This window comes from Blastomonas sp. RAC04 (assembly GCF_001713435.1).
GTDB lineage: Bacteria > Pseudomonadota > Alphaproteobacteria > Sphingomonadales > Sphingomonadaceae > Blastomonas > Blastomonas fulva.
Genome location: NZ_CP016462.1, coordinates 117,141 through 133,645 on the forward strand (window position 1 = coordinate 117,141; position 16,505 = coordinate 133,645).

Sequence of the window (16,505 nt, forward strand, 5' to 3'; positions counted from 1 at the left end):
CCGATCCATCCTTAGAGCGGTTTTCGATCATTCCGGGTCATACCCGCAGGAGCGGAAGTAGTTTGCGCATTCTGCGGGGTGGAAGATGTCGACGAGCCTCCCGATGAGATCCCACAGGCCGCCGACTGTTCGCTCACCGATCTGGCGGAGCATGGCCTTGAGGCGGGAGAAGGCCTTTTCGATAGGATTGAAGTCGGGGCTGTAGGGCGTGAGGTGATGTCGTGGACGACCTCCGCACCAGCGTAGCTGTGTAATGATGTGGTCGTTGTAGGTCCACGTCTAAGAGTCGTTCCATGGAGCAGAAGATTGTCACCGTCGGATTGGATCTGGCGAAGAATGTGTTTCAGGTTCACGCCATCGCTGCCGATGGCGCAGTGCTGATCCGGCGCAAGTTGCGCAGGACAGAAGTCATCCGCTTCTTCACTGAGTTACCGCCTTGCCTGGTCGGCATGGAAGCGTGTGCGTCGGCGCATCACTGGGCGCGCGAGTTGATGGCGATCGGCCATGAGGTGCGCCTCATGCCGCCGGCCTATGTTAAGCCGTATGTGAAGCGTGGGAAGACCGATGCAGCGGATGCCGAAGCGATCTGCGAAGCGGTCACCCGGCCGACGATGCGCTTCGTCGCTGTGAAGTCGGTCGAGCAGCAGGCGGTGCTGATGCTCCACAAAAGTCGCGACCTGATGGTCACACAGCGCACCATGTTGATCAACGCGCTCCGCGGCCACCTAGCTGAATACGGGATCGTGACGGGTCTGGGCGCCGGCGGCGTAGTGGCTTCCCTGAAGGCGCTGCACGAAGAGCAGGACAGGTTTCCCGCACACGCGCGTTCGGCCCTTCATGGTATTGCCGCTCAGCTGAGGGCACTAACCAGCGAGATCGATAGGCTTGAGGCGCAAATCCTCGATTGGCACCGCAACGACGAGACGAGCCGCAGGTTGGCTACGATCCCGGGGATTGGCCCGATCACAGCTTCAGCTATCGCGGCAGCGGTGCCCGACGCCTCTCTGTTCCGATCAGGTCGTCAGTTCGCCGCCTGGCTTGGACTCACACCTCGGGCGAACAGCTCGGGCGGCAAAGAGCGGCTCGGCGGAATAACCAAGCAGGGCGATGGCTATCTTCGCCGGCTTCTGGTCGTCGGTTCGACTGCTGTTATGCGAATGACGCGCAAGAATCCGGCTCGCCAACCTTGGATGGCGGGCCTGCTCGAGCGCAAGCCTGCGAAGATCGCGACAGTGGCGCTCGCCAACAAGACAGCACGGATTGCCTGGGCCGTGATGACGCGAAAGGAGGTCTACGCCGCCGCCGCATAACGAGATCTCCGTCACTCGATAATCGCGTGATGGGATGCGTTGGAGCAGCTTAGTAGTGATGACGAACCGGTCAGACCGGGGGTTGGTGAAACCCAGGGGGTCACAGCGCTTCGAGCGCGATGACGTGATTAGGGAGCCAGCCTGCGGACTTCATCAGGGCCAGCAGCCATTTGGTGCTGCGCGAACAGGCCGAACACATGGATGCACCCGACCGAGGTCATCAATGCCGAAAAGCTCTTGCGCCGCGGAGGTCGTCCACACATGGGACTTGTAGCCGAAAACGGGCGTGGCAATCTGCGGCAGCGGCGTGCCGTCGGGACGATAGCGGACTTTGCCACCGGTCTTCAATCCAGCGCGCATCAACATCCTTCTGGTGCGCCTGGTTCGGCTTGCCGCGCCATATTTTCCGGGCTGACTTGCCCGCCTTGATCGCGGCCTTCTCGTCCTCGGTGTTGCGCTGCTTGGCCGCGGGCACCAGCGTGGCATCGACGATCTGACCGCCCATAGCCAGATATCCTGCCTCACGCAGTTGCTGTTCGAATGCCTGCATCAGCGCCTCGAGCGTGCCACTCTCGGTCAGCCGGTTGCAATAGTGACGGATGGTGTCCTTATCGGGCATCGCGCCGCCAAGGTCGAAGCCGAAGAAGCGCATCCAGCTCAAGCGATCTCTGATCATGAACTCCATGCGCGCATCCGATAGATTATGCTGCGCCTGAACCGCCAGCACCTTGAACATCGCCACCGGGACAAAGGGAGGCTGGCCGCCCTTAGCGCCGTCGCTATAACCGAGCCCGCGGGTCAAAAGTGGCCGGAAACGCTCGAACTCCACCGTGCCAGCCAAAACTTCCAGCGGATCTCCGTCCTTGCTCAGCCGCTCCAGGTGCTCCGCCAGCGAAAACAGGCTGCGTGGGTGCATCGAAACTCTCCGTCCAGTGCCCGGAGTGAATCACGGGAGATGCCTCAAAGCGAGGGGTTTTTGCGGGTGTCCAGCTGGCTACGCTCACCTTCATCCGCCGAGCGCGCGATCTCGGCTTCGGCATGGCACAGGTGCGGCAGTTGCTCGCGCTGTCCGATCAGGCGGATAAGCCCTGCGAGAATATCGATCTTCTCGTCCAGCAACAGATCGGCGAGGTTGATCGCAAGATCGCCGACATCGCCCGGCTTCGCGAGGAACTGGCGCAGATGCTGCGCTCCTGCGAAGGAGAGAGCATAAACGAATGTGGTATTGTCGAGAGTCTCGGCCGCAGGGGCTGAGATCGGTCTCAGGCCGTTCTTGGCGCGTAGAGGATGATCGCCGAACCGATGAGGCAGATGACGACACCAATCTGATCCCATCGATCTGGCCGCGTGCCTTCGATCAGCCACATCCAGCCCATCGCGGACAGGATGTAGATCCCGCCATAGGCTGCATAGGTGCGTCCGGCCTGTTCGGTTTCGATAAGGGTCAGCAACCACGCGAAGATGCAAAGCGAGGCAACGCCTGGAACAAGCCAAAGCGGCGACCGGTCCAGCCGCAGCCAGGCCCAGAAGGCAAAACAGCCGCCAATCTTGGCAACAGCAGGGGCGAGATATATTAGATAGGTCATTGTCGCTGAGGCTTTGCACGGTCAAAGGCGGACGGCAACCCGGTGGATATGCTCCTCCTTCAACAGCGCATCGTCGCGCTCGCCTCGCATCTTACGATGCCGTCGAAGTCGGCATCCACCCCATCATTTCATTGTGGCTCCGAGCAAAAGCATCAGGAAGCCCATTGCCACCAATATTAGGCCCGCCAGCTCATGCCCAAGCATCTTCTTCCCGGCCAGCTTTCCGGAAAGAAGTGCGGCCATTGGCATTTCAATAAGTGCGAGCGTGCGGACATTTGCAGCTGGCGTTAGTGACAAAGCGCAAAACAAGCATGCTGACGCAAGAGCACCGAGAAATCCCGCTCCAATACTTCTACGCCATTCCACAAGAGAACCGCTAAACGCAGTTCTTTCGCGCCAGGCGAGCCAGATCCCGAGTAAAAAGGTCTGAATAAACAACGTGATCGTCAGCATAAGGATTGATCTTACGATGAACCCGCCTTGCGAGACATTATCAATCGCCGCACGGAAGGCTACGGCCGATAAACCGAAAAGTCCCCCAGAAACTACGCCTGCTGCAATCATTGCTCGCTCATGCAACAGTTTATCGAAGTCGCGCGGGGGGATCGAGGTGACCAGAACACCCATCGCAACCACGAGAACCGCAGCCCAGCCTAAGGCAGACAGCTGATCCCCGAAAAAAAGAGAGCCCATGATGGCGACAACCACTGGTTCGGTCTTAATATAAGCATATGCGACCCCGAAAGCGCGGCGATGCATTACCACTAGCATGAGAGCAGTCGCCGAAATCTGGCTGACCGCTCCAACGAAAGCCCATGAGATCGAAGCTGCGGTAATCTCCGGTATACTTTCATCGAAAATATATAGAGACATGATTAAAAACAGCACTGCGAAGGGAAGCCCGAATATAAACCGAACTTGCGTGGCCCCTAACGTGCCAATCTTACTCGTTAAAGATGCCTGTGAGCCGTTGCGCAGGACTTGTGCCAATGAGGCAAGCAAGGTGATCGGTATCCAAAGCATCGAAATGCGGCTACACCTGCGAATCTGCGTTGACAAGATATACTGCGGCAAGATCCCTATCGCGCCGCTTGCAGTCATAACAGGAAAATCACAGGTCACGCGAACGCCGACCTTCGGCTTTGGTCCATTCCCTGGCAGCGCCTGCCATTCGGCAAACGGCCCCATTCCAGCAGACATACTGTGCCGGTCCGGCGCCCCTGGAGTGTCGGCTTCTGACAAGACCGGCCGTTAGAGATGTCATTTTGGAACGGCAGCATTGTCCCGAGGCTGTGTAAAAACGTCGGAATATGCTATGGTTCTCTCGTATTTCGGGAGGTTTGGGCATGAGCCGTTTCGTCCAAGGGGAAGACCGTCGGCAGGACTATCTGCTGCCAGCATCGCTCGATGATTACGTGTCGGAAGACAACCCGGTCCGGGCAGTCGAGGCCTTCATTGATGCACTGGATCTGATGGCGCTGGATTTCGCGGGAATGACTCCGGCTGAGACAGGCCGTCCCGCCTATCATCCAGCGACGATGCTCAAGATCTACGTCTACGGCTATCTGAACCGGGTCCAGTCGAGCCGACGGCTCGAGCGTGAAGCCCAGCGGAACATTGAGTTGATGTGGCTGACGGGGCGATTGGCGCCCGACTTCAAGACGATCGCCAACTTCCGCCGGGCGAACGGCGCTGCGATCCGGTCTGTGTGCAGCCAGTTCATCGTTTTGTGCCGGCAGTTGGGTCTGTTCACGCGCGCGGTCGTGGCGATAGACGGCAGCAAGATGAAGGCGGTCAATAACCGCGACAAGAACTACACCGCCGCGAAGGTCGCCTCGCGGATGAAGCAGGTGCAGGACAATATCGACCGATATCTCGACGCGCTTGATCGTGCCGATCGTGAAGAAAGCGACATTGCCGAGCCGAAGGCGAAGCGACTGACGGAGAAGATCGCCCGGTTGCGTGCACAGCTGCGGGACCTGGCGGCGCGTGAAGAGGAAGTTCGGAATGCACCGGACCAGCAGGTGTCGCTGACCGATCCGGACGCCCGTGCCATGGCGAGCGCGGGTCGCGGCACGAGCATCGTCGGCTACAATCTGCAGGCGGCCGTTGATGCCGAGCATCACTTCATTGTCGCCCACGAGCTTTTGAACACCGGGTATGATCGCGGACAGCTCTCACCCATGGCGGCGAAAGCCAAGGATGCGATGGGCGTGGATGCTTTGGATGCCATTGCTGACAAAGGGTACTTCAAGGGCGAAGATATCCGGACCTGCGATGGCATGGGCGTCACGGCCTTTGTGCCCAGACCGCTGACCTCAGGAGCAAAGGCGCAAGGCCGCTTTGGCAAACCGGACTTCGTCTACCTGGAACAAGAGAACGTCTATCGATGCCCCGCTGGCGAAAATCTGATCTATCGCTACACGTCGGTCGAGGACGGGTTGAGGATGCATAGTTACTGGAGCTCGAACTGCCAGACATGCGCGCTCCATGACCAATGCACGACCGGCAAGGAACGACGGGTCAGACGATGGGAGCATGAGACAGTGGTCGAGGCAATGGAGCGCCGTCTAGGCCGTGAACCCATAAACAGGGTTCTCAAAGCCGCGTAGTTCTGATTCAGGCTATCGGCATGAGCCGTTATGATCTGACTGACTTCGAGTGGCGCGTAATCGCGCCGTTGCTTCCGAACAAGCCGAGGGGCGTGCCGCGTGTCGATGATCGCCGTGTGCTGAACGGCATCTTCTGGGTGTTACGCTCGGGCGCTCCGTGGCGGGACCTACCCGAGCGCTATGGCCCGCGCCCCACGTGTTACAACCGCTTCGTGCGCTGGCGGCGAGCAGGGGTATGGGACCGGCTGATGGACGCGATCACTGCGGCTTATGACGGTGACATCCAGATGATCGACAGCACTTCTATCCGGGCGCACCAGCAGGCTGCGACGGCAAAAAGGGGGGTCGAGATCATTGTCTCGGTCGCTCCCGGGGTGGCCTCACGACCAAGATCCACGCGCTCGTCGACCGGCAAGGCCTCCCGCTCCGGCTCAGCCTGAGTGCTGGCCAGGCGCATGATGCACCCGCTGCGCTGACGCTGCTCGACCGACTCGATCCACGCACCATCGTGCTCGCCGACAAGGCGTATGACGGCAACGCCATCCGCGACCTGATCGAAGCACAAGGCGCGGTGCCGAACATCCCGGCCAAGTCCAACCGCAAGTGGAAGCCCTGCTTCAGCAAAAGCCTTTATCGCGAACGTAACCAAGTCGAACGATTCTTCAGCAAACTCAAACACTTTCGCCGGATCGCCACCCGCTACGACAAGCTGGCCGACAACTTCCTCGCCATGGTCAAACTCGCCTCATGCCGCGTATGGTTGCGCGCTTATGAGTCTACGGCCTAGATCATAGGCCAGAGGCGATGCGAATCCGCCGACAGACGGTCGAGCATCCGTTCGGCACGCTGAAATCCTGGATGGGCTCAACCCACTTCCAAATGAAGACGCTGAAACACGTCAGAACGGAAGCGAGCCTCCACATTCTGGCATATAACTTCAAAAGGCTGGTCGCTATCCTCGGCGTCCCGGGGATGATCGCCGCCATCCAGACCTGAGGGTCGACGACCCCCTTCCACGCCAATCCGAAATCAGCGCCGCTCGTCTGCCAACGCGTTTTTACACGGCCTGTCCCATGATGCGGCATTTGACTTCGGCGGTACACGACCCGATTCTGTTGAAAAACTCGCGCTTGCAATGGCGCTAGCGTATCGATTCTATGTCTTCGCGAGCAAGCGGAGACGGCCGATGATGGGCGAACGGACGGTGGCGCAGGAAGCGCTGTTTTACAGCTTCAACCTGGAGCGACATGTGCCGCCGGATCATCTGCTCCGCTCGATAGACCGGTTCGTTGACCTGTCGAGCATTCTCGAGCATTTGCGGCCTTTCTACAGCTCGACCGGACGGCCCTCGGTTGATCCCGAGCTGATGATCCGGATGCTGATCATTGGCTATTGCATGGGCATCCGGTCCGAGCGGCGGCTGTGCGAGGAGGTGCATGTCAACCTCGCCTATCGCTGGTTTTGCCGCCTTGGGCTGGAAGGCGATGTGCCCGATCATTCCACTTTCTCCAAGAACCGGCATGGTCGCTTCCGCGACAGCGACGTCCTGCGCCAGCTGTTCGAGGCGACGGTGGCGCGCTGCATTGCCGAGGGGCTGGTTGGCGGCGAAGGGTTCGCAGTCGATGGCAGCCTCGTGCGCGCCGATGTGAGCCGCCAGCATGCAGTCGATAGCGCGGACGCCTTGCCTGACGCAGCCACCAGCCATGCCGTTCGCGAGTATAGCGCCGCATGATCGATCGGACGCAAGAGCGCTTCGGTCTGTGGCCCAAGCGGCTCGCGGGCGATGCAGGATACGGCGATGCAAAGAACCTGTCCTGGCTGGTCGAGGAGCGCGGCATCGAGCCGCACATCCCTGTGGTCGATCATTCTGGCCGTCGCGACGATACCTTCGAGCGTTCTGCCTTCACCTTCGACCACGAAGACGACAGCTATATCTGCCCTGCCGGTAAGCGGCTGCGCCAGAGGCAGAAGATCTATCGCGAGGAGCGGCCGTTCGTCGATGAGAACGGCTTGCTGCGCTACCGCGCCAGCAAGCTCGACTGTGATGCCTGCGCTCTCAAGCCACGCTGTTGCCCGGCCCAACCGGCGCGCATGATCCTGCGCTCAGTCCACGAGGGCGCCCGCGATCTGGCGCGCGACATCGCCACGACCAACGCTTATCTGGTCTCCCGTCGGCAGCGAAAGAAGGTGGAAATGCTGTTCGCGCACCTCAAACGCATCCTGAGGATGGACCGCCTGCGCCTGCGAGGTCCAAACGGCGCAAGAGATGAGTTCCTCCTCGCTGCCACCGCCCAAAACCTCCGCAAGATGGCCAAGATGATCCCGATGTCGGCCACTCCGGTCCCCGCATAACCGGGAGCGAGGCCTCCAAACCGAGCCTCAGCTGGCCCTAGGCTCGATCTCGGCGGCCGGTTTTTCAACACAATCGACCCAGACCCCGTCGTTCGCGACAGGCTGATTGAACGTCTGGTTCCGCCAGAAGCCGCCATGAGGATTTCGGATTGTGCGTGAGCCTCACCACGGAAAATTGTGAGGAGCTACCAATCTCGAAGCCAGAAATGGAACGTCCACCGCAGCGTCCGTCATCAGAGCCGGGTGCAAGTCGGCAGAGTGTTTCGCAGCACGGCAGCAGAATTGTCGAGTGAGGCCTCGCCTTCCAAGCGGCCGTTGAGACGGAGCATCACTGTCCCACTTTGCTGCATCAAAAGCGGAACGAGCTCTGTGCCAGATAATCCGCCAATCCACTGCGTCCCGCCCGAATTGGCGCGCTGGACGGGAATGTTGACCAGGCGGCCGGAAAAATTCCAGGTCATTGTCATTGTGGCTGCAGGAGCGGGCTTGTTGAGCAGCATCGCCATGAACGGCTTGCCGCCTTCGCAATAGAGGCTGAGCGCCTCGATGTTGGGCGAGGCGGCAGCGCTGACATAGGCAATGGGAGCGCGCCCCGGCACAGGCACGACTTCCCACGGGGTGCCAGGCAAGGGGACCGTGGTTTCGGGTGGACTATCGGCCAACATCTTCTTGATCTCCGGTGCCACGGGCAACCGTGTCCCGCTGGCCGGAGGATAGACGGTCAGCTTGCCTCGCTCCCAAAGCCCCACCTGCACTTCCCGGCGGGTGGGATCCATCATGAGATAGGCTTGCTCGACGCCCCCCTGATGCGGGGCGTTGCCGGTGAGATAGAAATAGCGTCCCGCGCGCTGAAGTGGCGAGACAGCCGACAGGTTTGTCCGAAATGCAGCCATTTTTGGCCCGAGCAGTGTCTTCAGGGCGGCCGCCACGGCGCCTTTGTCGAAGATGTCTATGTTATCCTTCGAATACTCTCCCGGGTATTTCCCAACGAGTCCGGCGAGGTTGTTCCATTCTGCCGGAATGCCTTGAACCGCGACTGACGCGTCTGGCCGCGGTAGTGGGGGCGTGCCGGCGAGGGCGCTGCCCTTGCACAGGGTGAAAAGGCCGCCGTTGGTGAAAGCGGCATGGAACGGATCGGGGCGTCCGCCCGGCGGAAGATCGGCATCGAAGCGGATGACGCCAGGCTTCTCGTCATCGTTCACAAACATGATCACCCGCCCATAGTCGTTGTTGCTGACCGGGAAGGGGAACAAGACAACCGTCATGCCGTCGTAGCTCGCGCCCAGAAAGGTGAGCGCATACTCTACCCTCTGCGGCCTCACCTCGCGGCCGTTGGCGCGAAACAGCATGCCATTCTGGTCGATGACGACCCGTGGTTCCTTCGAGCAGTCTCCGCCTGGCGCATAGCTGCCGAAGATGTGATCGACTCCTTGGCCCTTGAAATCGGACAAAGGGAGCGCATGGCCGTTCGCCGAAGCGAATACCGAAAGGCCGGCGCCTGCCAATGCCAAAGCAAATCGGCGAGCTTGTGTCACCTGAAGGTATTGCCTTCGCATAACCACTCCCTCTGAGCCGGTAGATACGCGCTCAATCGCTGGTCGACTTCGAAGCAAATCGATTTGCGGCAGCACAAGTTAACCTGCATCTGCCTCAAAGGCAAAAGCTCTAAGCCTGTATGTCGTAAGCCGCGCGTGTCCCGCTCTAGGTATGACCTGTAGGCAAAGAACATCAGCGAGGATAGAGATCGTTTTTGGTTCCGCTTCAGCCGCCTGCATGCGGGCACAAGGGAACGCATGCGAAATAGCTGCCATCCACCCCAAGCAGTCCATGTCGGCTCCCGACCCATGGTCAGTCATTCCGGTGTGGCCGCAAGAGTGTCGGCTTGCGCCGAAAGCGGTCAAACGCGGTAGGTAAACCGGGCAATCGACGAGGCACCATGTTCAGCTTGAGCTGTACAATCAATGGCGACTGGGACCTGACTTTAGAGCGAGCGGGTGGTCGTGAGGCAAAATTTGAAACCCGCTTCTCCCAGCGATGAAGTTTGTGCGGTCCCTGATGACGGTCCATTTGTACAGCCAACATGATTTGGCGTTTGCGTGTACAGCGCCCGGCAAAACCCATGGCGTTTCAAATGGCATCGTCGCGTGAAAGGCGCTCGCGTTAACACGTAAGCGCAAAGGCATTGTTGATGCGAGTTGCGACCTTGCTGGCTATCTCGCGCCCATCAATGGCGCCGAAAGGCTACGGGGGAGATACCAAGGCGTTTTCTAAACTGTGCGCCAAAATGGCTAGCGCTGCTGAACCCCGTTGCTTGGGCTATTTCGGTGATGCTCATACTGCTCTGACGCAGCATTGCGGTCGCGCGCGCTATTCGCTTTTCGATGATGAACTGATGTGGAGAAACGCCGTAGCTTGAACGGAAGGCTCGCGTGAAATGGCCGGTCGACAATCCGATCAGATTCGCCAGATGATCCACTGCAATATCACTGCTCAGATGATCCTGGATGTATCCCTCAACCTTGCGTTGCGCGAACCCGACCAATCCCCCGCAATGGCTGAAATCAGGTGTTCGATCTTGCGTGAAATACCGGTCGATTAAACATTGCTGCATGGTTTCCAACAGGGGCGCGACATAGCGGTTTTCCCCGTCGGTATCGCGCAACGCCATCGCTGCGGCTTGGCCAAGCTGGGTCAGCACCGGATCCCGAAACGGGCGGTCGAGAATCGCAGACCCGGAACCGTCCGGGATGCGGCTGGAATCCAGATAAACATGTAGCATTTCAAACGAACCATCGAGCAGCCAATCGGAGTATTCGGCAGAGCGCAAGAGCACGATCGAACCCGGCGCGGCCCCGCGCCATACCGAGCGACCGTTTGCGATCTGTTCAAGATGTGCATCCCCTCGCAGCGACAAGGCAAGAATGTGACATTCGTGGCCTTCAAACCGCCGGGTTTTCGGCGAATGCTGCCATAGTGCCGCCGATAGCGTGCCGCCAACGATGTCCTTGCTGCAGTGCATTGGCGATCCATCGACAAAGCGCGCCACTGCGTCGATTGTTGCCATGATGGCGTCATCTGGCGTTTTCATGTGCCTGACCCTTTCTCCATCCTCTACCACGGGCAAATTTTCTCTGCCTCATAGGCCTTCAGGCTATCTTAGAATCAGGGCGCGAGCAAATGGGCCACGCGAGGGCCTGATAGAATCCTGACAATCATATCAAATTCCGCGCGTGGCCTCGCCGCCTGGTCCAATCGCCAGGCACAGGCGCGCACGGTTGGGTCCTCAAAGGCCGACCAGATGGCACTCAAATCTGAAGGGCGTTTGCCAGTCTATCGGGTGCGGCGCAGCCTGCCATATCATGTGCAGGGCGATTGATTCGGGTCGTCGATGGCGATGAAACGCCCGCCGGATCCAGCAATCCAAACACTTGTATCATAATCCGAACATGGCGGACCGCCGGAACGCTCAGCGGCATTGATCTCCTTTGATTGGCCATGTCAGCATCCATGCCAACAAGTCGATGACCGTCCGATTGCGGATGAGATCAAAGATTCAGGACGGATGGATGATGGCTAAGCCTTGCACGTGGCACGATGAGATAGATGCGCCCAAAATCCGGCGCGAGGCCGTTGCCGCAACCAGGGTCGTGTCCTGCTTCGCGGATCGGCCCAAAAGCCTGTTCGATGTTTTCACCAGAGGCTTTGCCGCAAACCCGGCTGGCACGGCCATCGTTTTCGAAGGCCAGCGCATCACCTATGCCGCGCTTGAAGAGAAGGTTCGGCGCACTGCGGATGGGCTGACATCGCTGGGCGTCGTTTCGGGTGCACGTGTGGCAATCTTGCTGGCCAACTGCCCCGAATATGTCGTGCTGACCTTCGCGCTCGCGCGGTTGAATGCCATCATGGTGCCCATGAACATCAGGGAGGCCACCCCTGAGTTGGCCTACATCATCAACGACAGCCAGGCCGAACTGGTCATTGCACATGCGCACCTGCAGGCGGTGCTGCCCGATGGCGCTGCGATTCCGGCGGTGCGTTCGGTTGTCCGGTTGGAGGCAGATGGATCGTCGATCCTTGACGATCTTTCCCAAAGCGCTGCGCCTGGCGAAGCCGCATCAGCCGATGAACATGACGTCGCGGTCATCCTGTACACTTCGGGGACCACCGGCAGGCCCAAGGGCGCGATGCTGTCGCATTTCAACGTAATCCACTCATTCCTCCACTACCAGACCGCGATGGAGGTCACGGCAGAGGATCGATCGATCATTGCGGTTCCGATGAGCCATGTCACCGGATTGATTGCGCTGGTCACCGTCATGATCGGATCGGGAGCAACGCTGATCATCATGGACAGCTTCAGCGCCCGTGATTTCATCGGCCTGGCTGCGAGGGAGCGGATGACCCATACGCTCATTGTTCCAGCGATGTTCAACTTGTGCCTGCTGCAGCCTGATTTTGCGACGGCTGATCTCTCGCACTGGCGGATCTCCGGCTATGGCGGCGCGATCATGCCCCAGGTGACCATCGGCCGCCTGGCCGAGCAGCTGCCACAGCTCAAGCTGATGAACTGCTATGGCGCCACCGAAACAACGTCTCCGGCGGTCATGATGCCGACCCGTTTTGCGACACAAAGGGCACATCAGGTCGGCCTGCCGGTGCTGTGCGCCGACATCATGGTGATGGATGCCAAAGGTTGTGAAGTCATCAGCGGAGCGCCTGGAGAAATCTGGATTTCCGGCCCGATGGTCGTCAGCGGCTACTGGAATAATCCTGAGGCGACATCACGAGAATTTGTCGGCGGATACTGGCGATCTGGCGACATCGGTAGCATCGATGATCAGGGTTTTGTGCAGGTGATCGACCGGCTGAAGGACGTGATCAACCGCGGCGGATACAAGATCTATGCATCCGAGGTTGAAAACATATTGCTCGACTATGCCGGGGTAAGCGAAGCCGCTGTTATCGGCATTGCCTGCCCCGTGCTGGGGGAGCGCGCGCACGCGTACATCGTGACCGATGCGCCCATAGCCTCGGACGCGCTCAAGGCACACTGCGGCCAACACTTGGCCGACTACAAAGTACCCGAAAGATTTCATCACGTTGAAGCGCTGCCGCGCAACGCCAACGGGAAGGTCCTCAAGCGGACCCTGCGCGAGCTCGCCGCCGAATAACCTCATTGCCTTTGCCTGAAAGGATCATCATGTCCGATACTGTTCCCGATCTGTCAGAACTGCTCGCCAACTCCCCGAAAAACTGGGGAAAATGGGGGCCTGATGATGAGGTGGGCTCGCTCAACTACCTGACATCGGTTGAGGTGATGCGTGGCATGGCTGCGGTCAGGCAGGGCAAGGTTTTCACGCTTCAGGTGCAGATGGGCAATCCGCAGGGCGACCCGCTGTGGCCTGGACGCCGTCCGGCGCAGCGCGTCAACGTACTTGATCACGGGCATTTCATGTGTGGCAAGGGGCCGAAATTCCCAGGAAACATGGAATATTGCGATGACATGATGGTCATGTACCTGCAGGGATCGACCCAGTACGACGCGCTTGGTCATGTCTGGTATGACGACCAGATCTACAACGGCTATGATGCTATGACGACCATTGGCGGCACGGCCAAGGCCGGGGTTCTGCCGATAGCCGAGCGCGGCATTGTCGGCCGTGCCGTACTCATCGACATGGCGCGTTTCCGGGGCAAGGACTGCCTCGATAAAGGCGAAACATTCGATCACAATGATCTGTGCGCAGCCGCCGAGGCGCAAGGCGTCACCATTGAAAAGCGCGACATCCTGATAATTCGCACCGGCTGGATCGGGTCATTCTACAAACGTGGTGCAGACGATTTCTACAAGGACTTCATCGAGCCGGGCCTCACTTACTCGCCCGAACTGGTGCGCTGGTTCTATGAGATGGAAATCCCCAATCTGGTCACAGACACGATTGCCAATGAAGTGACGATCGATCCGGTATCGGGCGTCGCTCTGCCTTTGCACAGCGCATTGATGCGCAACCTTGGCGTGGCGTTCACCGAAATCATTCTTCCCGACGCACTGGCAGACGACTGCGCTGCCGATGGCCAATGGTCGTTCCTGTACGTCGCAGCGCCGCTCAAGGTCGTCGATGGATCGGGCGCTCCGGTCAACCCGGTGGTCATCAAGTAACTTTCAAGAAAACCAACAAGAACATCAGAAACGGGGAGGTCATCATGAACATTTCAAACAAGGCGCAATTTGCCTGCGCAGCGAGCCTTGCAGCGCTGATCAGCTTCCAGTCCACGAGTGCCGGAGCACAAGAGGCCAGTGAAACCGAACAAGCTGGCGATGTGGCTCAAGGCAACCGACTGGACGAAATTGTGGTTACAGCGCAGAAGCGGTCTGAAAACATCAATGACGTTGCCATTTCGGTGCAGGCTGCCAGCGGCGAGCAACTGATAAACCTCGGCATCACCGAAACGTCTCAACTGCAAAAGATCGTTCCGGGTTTTTCTGCCACGAAGTCCCCCTACGGAACCCCGGTGTTCACCATTCGCGGCGTGGGTTTTCAGGATACCGCCTTAGGCGCCAGCCCGACGGTCAGCACCTATGTCGATGAAGTTCCACTTCCGTTTTCGATCGAAACTGTGGGCGCGACGCTCGATTTGCAGCGGGTCGAAGTTTTGAAGGGGCCGCAGGGCACACTGTTTGGTAACAACGCAACAGGCGGCGCGATCAATTACATCGCCAACAAGCCAGGTGATGCATTTGAGGCAGGCTTTGATGCGAGCTTCGGCCGGTTTGATACGATCGATGTCCAAGGATTCGTGAGCGTTCCGCTCAGCGATACCCTTGGGATCAGGATCGCAGGCAGGGTGGTAGACAGCGGACCATGGCAAAAGAGTACGACGCGCAATGACGAACTTGGGCGACAGGACCTGCTCAACGGTCGTGTGACGCTGGCATGGGAACCGACCTCCAGCTTTCGCGCCCATCTGACCGGTTCGGGATTCATGGACAAATCCGAAACGCAGGCCCCGCAGCTGTTCAGGATTGTCCCGGCGAATGCGCAAACACCGCTCGCCCCTGGCTTTGTAAACTTTCCGCTGGCACCGTTCAACAATCGCGCCGCCGATTGGAGCACATGCATCAACAATTCGCCCACCGAAGCCCCTGCGGGTTGCGTACCGTTGAAGAAAGACAACTCATATTACAACGTCGCACTGCGGCTTGAATATGACGTATCTCCCGACATTACACTGACGTCGCTGACATCCTATCAGGATTTCGACCGCTTCGAGCCGGTCGACAGCGATGGGACGAGCTTCCGCAACTATGAATCCGTTCAGCAGGGGCATCTCAAGACATTCTATCAGGAACTGCGCATTTCCGGCACGTTCGGCGGCCAGGGCAACTGGATCGTCGGCGGCAACTACCAAGCGGATGACACGCTCGACTTCTTCCTGCAGAGCTATTCGGATTCTACCAGCGCCAGCATTTTCGGCCTGCGGCTTGGCCCGACGCGGCCAATCAATGACCAGCAGGTCAAGACCTATGCCGGCTTCTTCAATGTCGAATACCCTATCGGCGCGCTCACCCTGCAAGGCGGGGCGCGCTACACAAAGCAGACGCGCGATTTCTTCGGATGCGGGTCCGATGGCGGCGATGGCAGCTGGTCGACGATCTCGCAGGCGATCCAGAACCTGTTGCTCACCGGCGATCCCTTTGTCGGCAGCTCGTTTCCCGATCCGTCACGCGGGCCGGGCATCAACGCCGGTCCTGGTGGCTGCGGCACGACAGGTCCTGGACCGACCTTCGCGCCGGGGCTGACATTTGACAACCTTGATGAAGACAACATCTCCTGGCGTGCGGGTATCAAGTGGGATGCCGCCAGCGATACGTTGGTCTATGCCAACGTCAGCCGGGGCTACAAGGCGGGCAGCTTCCCCACCGCCGCCACCGCACGATCGGTCCAGCTGATCCCTGCGGTCCAGGAATCGTTGCTGGCCTATGAAGCGGGCGTCAAGGCCGGCTTGTTCGACCGCGCGGTGCAGCTGAACGGCGCGATTTTCTATTACGATTACAAGAACAAGCAGATCCGAGGGTCCATCCTGGATTCGGTGTTCGGACCGCTCTCGGCGCTGGTCAATGTGCCCAAGTCACATATTTTTGGGTTTGAAATGTCGGTGGCCGCAAGACCGGTCGAAGGGCTGCAAATCACCGCGACGGGCAGCTACGCCAAGACGCAAATCGACGGCAACTTCAGCAACTTCAACTATCTGGGCATTCTGCAGAATTTTACAGACGAGCCGTTCCCGCTTGCACCGAAGTGGCAGGGCAGCGTGGATGCCCAGTATGATTTCCCCGTCGGCGGCAGCGCCACCGGGTTTGTCGGCGCAAATGTCACCTATCAAAGCCAGACCAACGCAGGCTTCGGCCAGCTGCCTGAACTCGATATCGATGGTTATGCCCTGCTGGATCTGCGCGCAGGCGTAGCAGTCGATAACTGGCGCTTCCAGGTCTGGGGCCGCAACGTGACCGACAAATACTACTGGATCCAGGTGTCCCGCCAGTTCGGCGATGCGCTGGTGCGCTACAGCGGCATGCCCGCAACTTACGGCGCGACAATCAGCTATCGTTTCTGATCGCGGCCCAGCCATCTGATTTTACCGGA

At 59.2% G+C, this 16,505-nt stretch carries 10 protein-coding genes and 5 pseudogenes; 9 read left to right on the plus strand and 6 right to left on the minus strand.

Annotated elements, in window-relative coordinates; translation table 11 throughout:
• Positions 1-27: 27 nt before the first annotated feature.
• Positions 28-213, minus strand: a pseudogene (locus BSY18_RS20095) (IS630 family transposase); the annotation flags it as partial.
• Between the two features lie 80 nt (positions 214-293).
• On the opposite strand from BSY18_RS20095, the gene BSY18_RS20100 reads away from it, so the two are divergent.
• Positions 294-1,310: an IS110 family transposase gene (locus tag BSY18_RS20100; RefSeq protein WP_069052160.1), complete on the plus strand. Its 1,017-nt coding sequence runs from the start codon at positions 294-296 to the stop codon at positions 1,308-1,310.
• 258 nt (positions 1,311-1,568) lie between these two features.
• Here the strand turns inward: BSY18_RS20100 and BSY18_RS20105 are convergent.
• Positions 1,569-2,226 (minus strand): annotated as a pseudogene (locus BSY18_RS20105) (transposase); the annotation flags it as partial.
• Between the two features lie 122 nt (positions 2,227-2,348).
• On the opposite strand from BSY18_RS20105, the gene BSY18_RS20110 reads away from it, so the two are divergent.
• Entirely contained in the window at positions 2,349-2,564 is a 216-nt protein-coding gene (locus BSY18_RS20110; RefSeq protein WP_236823531.1) for a MerR family DNA-binding protein, read from the plus strand.
• Positions 2,565-2,572: 8 nt separating this feature from the next.
• Here the strand turns inward: BSY18_RS20110 and BSY18_RS20115 are convergent, their stop codons facing one another.
• Positions 2,573-2,896 (minus strand): YnfA family protein, encoded by a 324-nt coding sequence (locus BSY18_RS20115; protein WP_054136179.1) that lies wholly within the window; start codon positions 2,894-2,896, stop codon positions 2,573-2,575.
• Between the two features lie 123 nt (positions 2,897-3,019).
• Complete coding sequence (locus BSY18_RS20120; RefSeq protein WP_236823532.1) at positions 3,020-4,138, minus strand: EamA/RhaT family transporter; 1,119 nt, start codon at positions 4,136-4,138, stop codon at positions 3,020-3,022.
• Between the two features lie 104 nt (positions 4,139-4,242).
• On the opposite strand from BSY18_RS20120, the pseudogene BSY18_RS20125 reads away from it, so the two are divergent.
• The 4 genes and pseudogenes from BSY18_RS20125 to BSY18_RS20145 all read left to right on the plus strand — a co-directional run.
• Positions 4,243-5,481, plus strand: a pseudogene (locus tag BSY18_RS20125) (IS1182 family transposase); the annotation flags it as partial.
• Positions 5,482-5,528: 47 nt separating this feature from the next.
• Positions 5,529-6,295 (plus strand): IS5 family transposase gene (locus tag BSY18_RS20820; protein ID WP_150126418.1). Its coding sequence is split into 2 segments (ribosomal slippage): positions 5,529-5,853 and positions 5,853-6,295, totalling 768 coding nucleotides; the frame shifts between segments, so codons are not numbered across the junction.
• Positions 6,292-6,504 (plus strand): annotated as a pseudogene (locus BSY18_RS20140) (transposase); the annotation flags it as partial. The gene BSY18_RS20820 and the pseudogene BSY18_RS20140, both read left to right, overlap by 4 nt.
• A gap of 190 nt (positions 6,505-6,694) precedes the next feature.
• Positions 6,695-7,860, plus strand: a pseudogene (locus BSY18_RS20145) (transposase).
• Positions 7,861-8,093: 233 nt separating this feature from the next.
• Here the strand turns inward: BSY18_RS20145 and BSY18_RS20150 are convergent.
• Positions 8,094-9,416 (minus strand): hypothetical protein, encoded by a 1,323-nt coding sequence (locus BSY18_RS20150; protein WP_069052166.1) that lies wholly within the window; start codon positions 9,414-9,416, stop codon positions 8,094-8,096.
• A 668-nt stretch (positions 9,417-10,084) separates the two neighbouring features.
• Positions 10,085-10,948 (minus strand): helix-turn-helix domain-containing protein, encoded by an 864-nt coding sequence (locus BSY18_RS20155; RefSeq protein WP_069052167.1) that lies wholly within the window; start codon positions 10,946-10,948, stop codon positions 10,085-10,087.
• Positions 10,949-11,426: 478 nt separating this feature from the next.
• On the opposite strand from BSY18_RS20155, the gene BSY18_RS20160 reads away from it, so the two are divergent.
• The 3 genes from BSY18_RS20160 to BSY18_RS20170 are packed head-to-tail and all read left to right on the plus strand — an operon-like array spanning position 11,427 to position 16,476.
• Positions 11,427-13,031, plus strand: coding sequence for a class I adenylate-forming enzyme family protein (locus BSY18_RS20160; protein ID WP_236823533.1), 1,605 nt, complete (start codon positions 11,427-11,429; stop codon positions 13,029-13,031).
• Between the two features lie 29 nt (positions 13,032-13,060).
• A complete protein-coding gene (locus tag BSY18_RS20165; RefSeq protein WP_069052168.1) occupies positions 13,061-14,020 on the plus strand; it encodes a cyclase family protein in 960 nt (319 codons plus the stop codon).
• Between the two features lie 44 nt (positions 14,021-14,064).
• The gene (locus tag BSY18_RS20170; RefSeq protein WP_069052169.1) at positions 14,065-16,476 is read left to right on the plus strand and encodes a TonB-dependent receptor; all 2,412 of its coding nucleotides are present in this window, start codon (positions 14,065-14,067) and stop codon (positions 16,474-16,476) included.
• The last annotated feature ends 29 nt before the right edge of the window (positions 16,477-16,505 follow it).

What these genes read in the sequence shown, in the direction of transcription:
- BSY18_RS20100 (WP_069052160.1), top strand. Translation starts at nt 294, where the DNA reads ATGGAGCAGAAGATTGTCACCGTCGGATTGGATCTGGCGAAGAATGTG.
- BSY18_RS20110 (WP_236823531.1), top strand. Translation starts at nt 2,349, where the DNA reads ATGGCACAGGTGCGGCAGTTGCTCGCGCTGTCCGATCAGGCGGATAAG.
- BSY18_RS20115 (WP_054136179.1), bottom strand. Translation starts at nt 2,896, where the DNA reads ATGACCTATCTAATATATCTCGCCCCTGCTGTTGCCAAGATTGGCGGC.
- BSY18_RS20150 (WP_069052166.1), bottom strand. Translation starts at nt 9,416, where the DNA reads ATGCGAAGGCAATACCTTCAGGTGACACAAGCTCGCCGATTTGCTTTG.
- BSY18_RS20155 (WP_069052167.1), bottom strand. Translation starts at nt 10,948, where the DNA reads ATGAAAACGCCAGATGACGCCATCATGGCAACAATCGACGCAGTGGCG.
- BSY18_RS20160 (WP_236823533.1), top strand. Translation starts at nt 11,427, where the DNA reads ATGATGGCTAAGCCTTGCACGTGGCACGATGAGATAGATGCGCCCAAA.
- BSY18_RS20165 (WP_069052168.1), top strand. Translation starts at nt 13,061, where the DNA reads ATGTCCGATACTGTTCCCGATCTGTCAGAACTGCTCGCCAACTCCCCG.
- BSY18_RS20170 (WP_069052169.1), top strand. Translation starts at nt 14,065, where the DNA reads ATGAACATTTCAAACAAGGCGCAATTTGCCTGCGCAGCGAGCCTTGCA.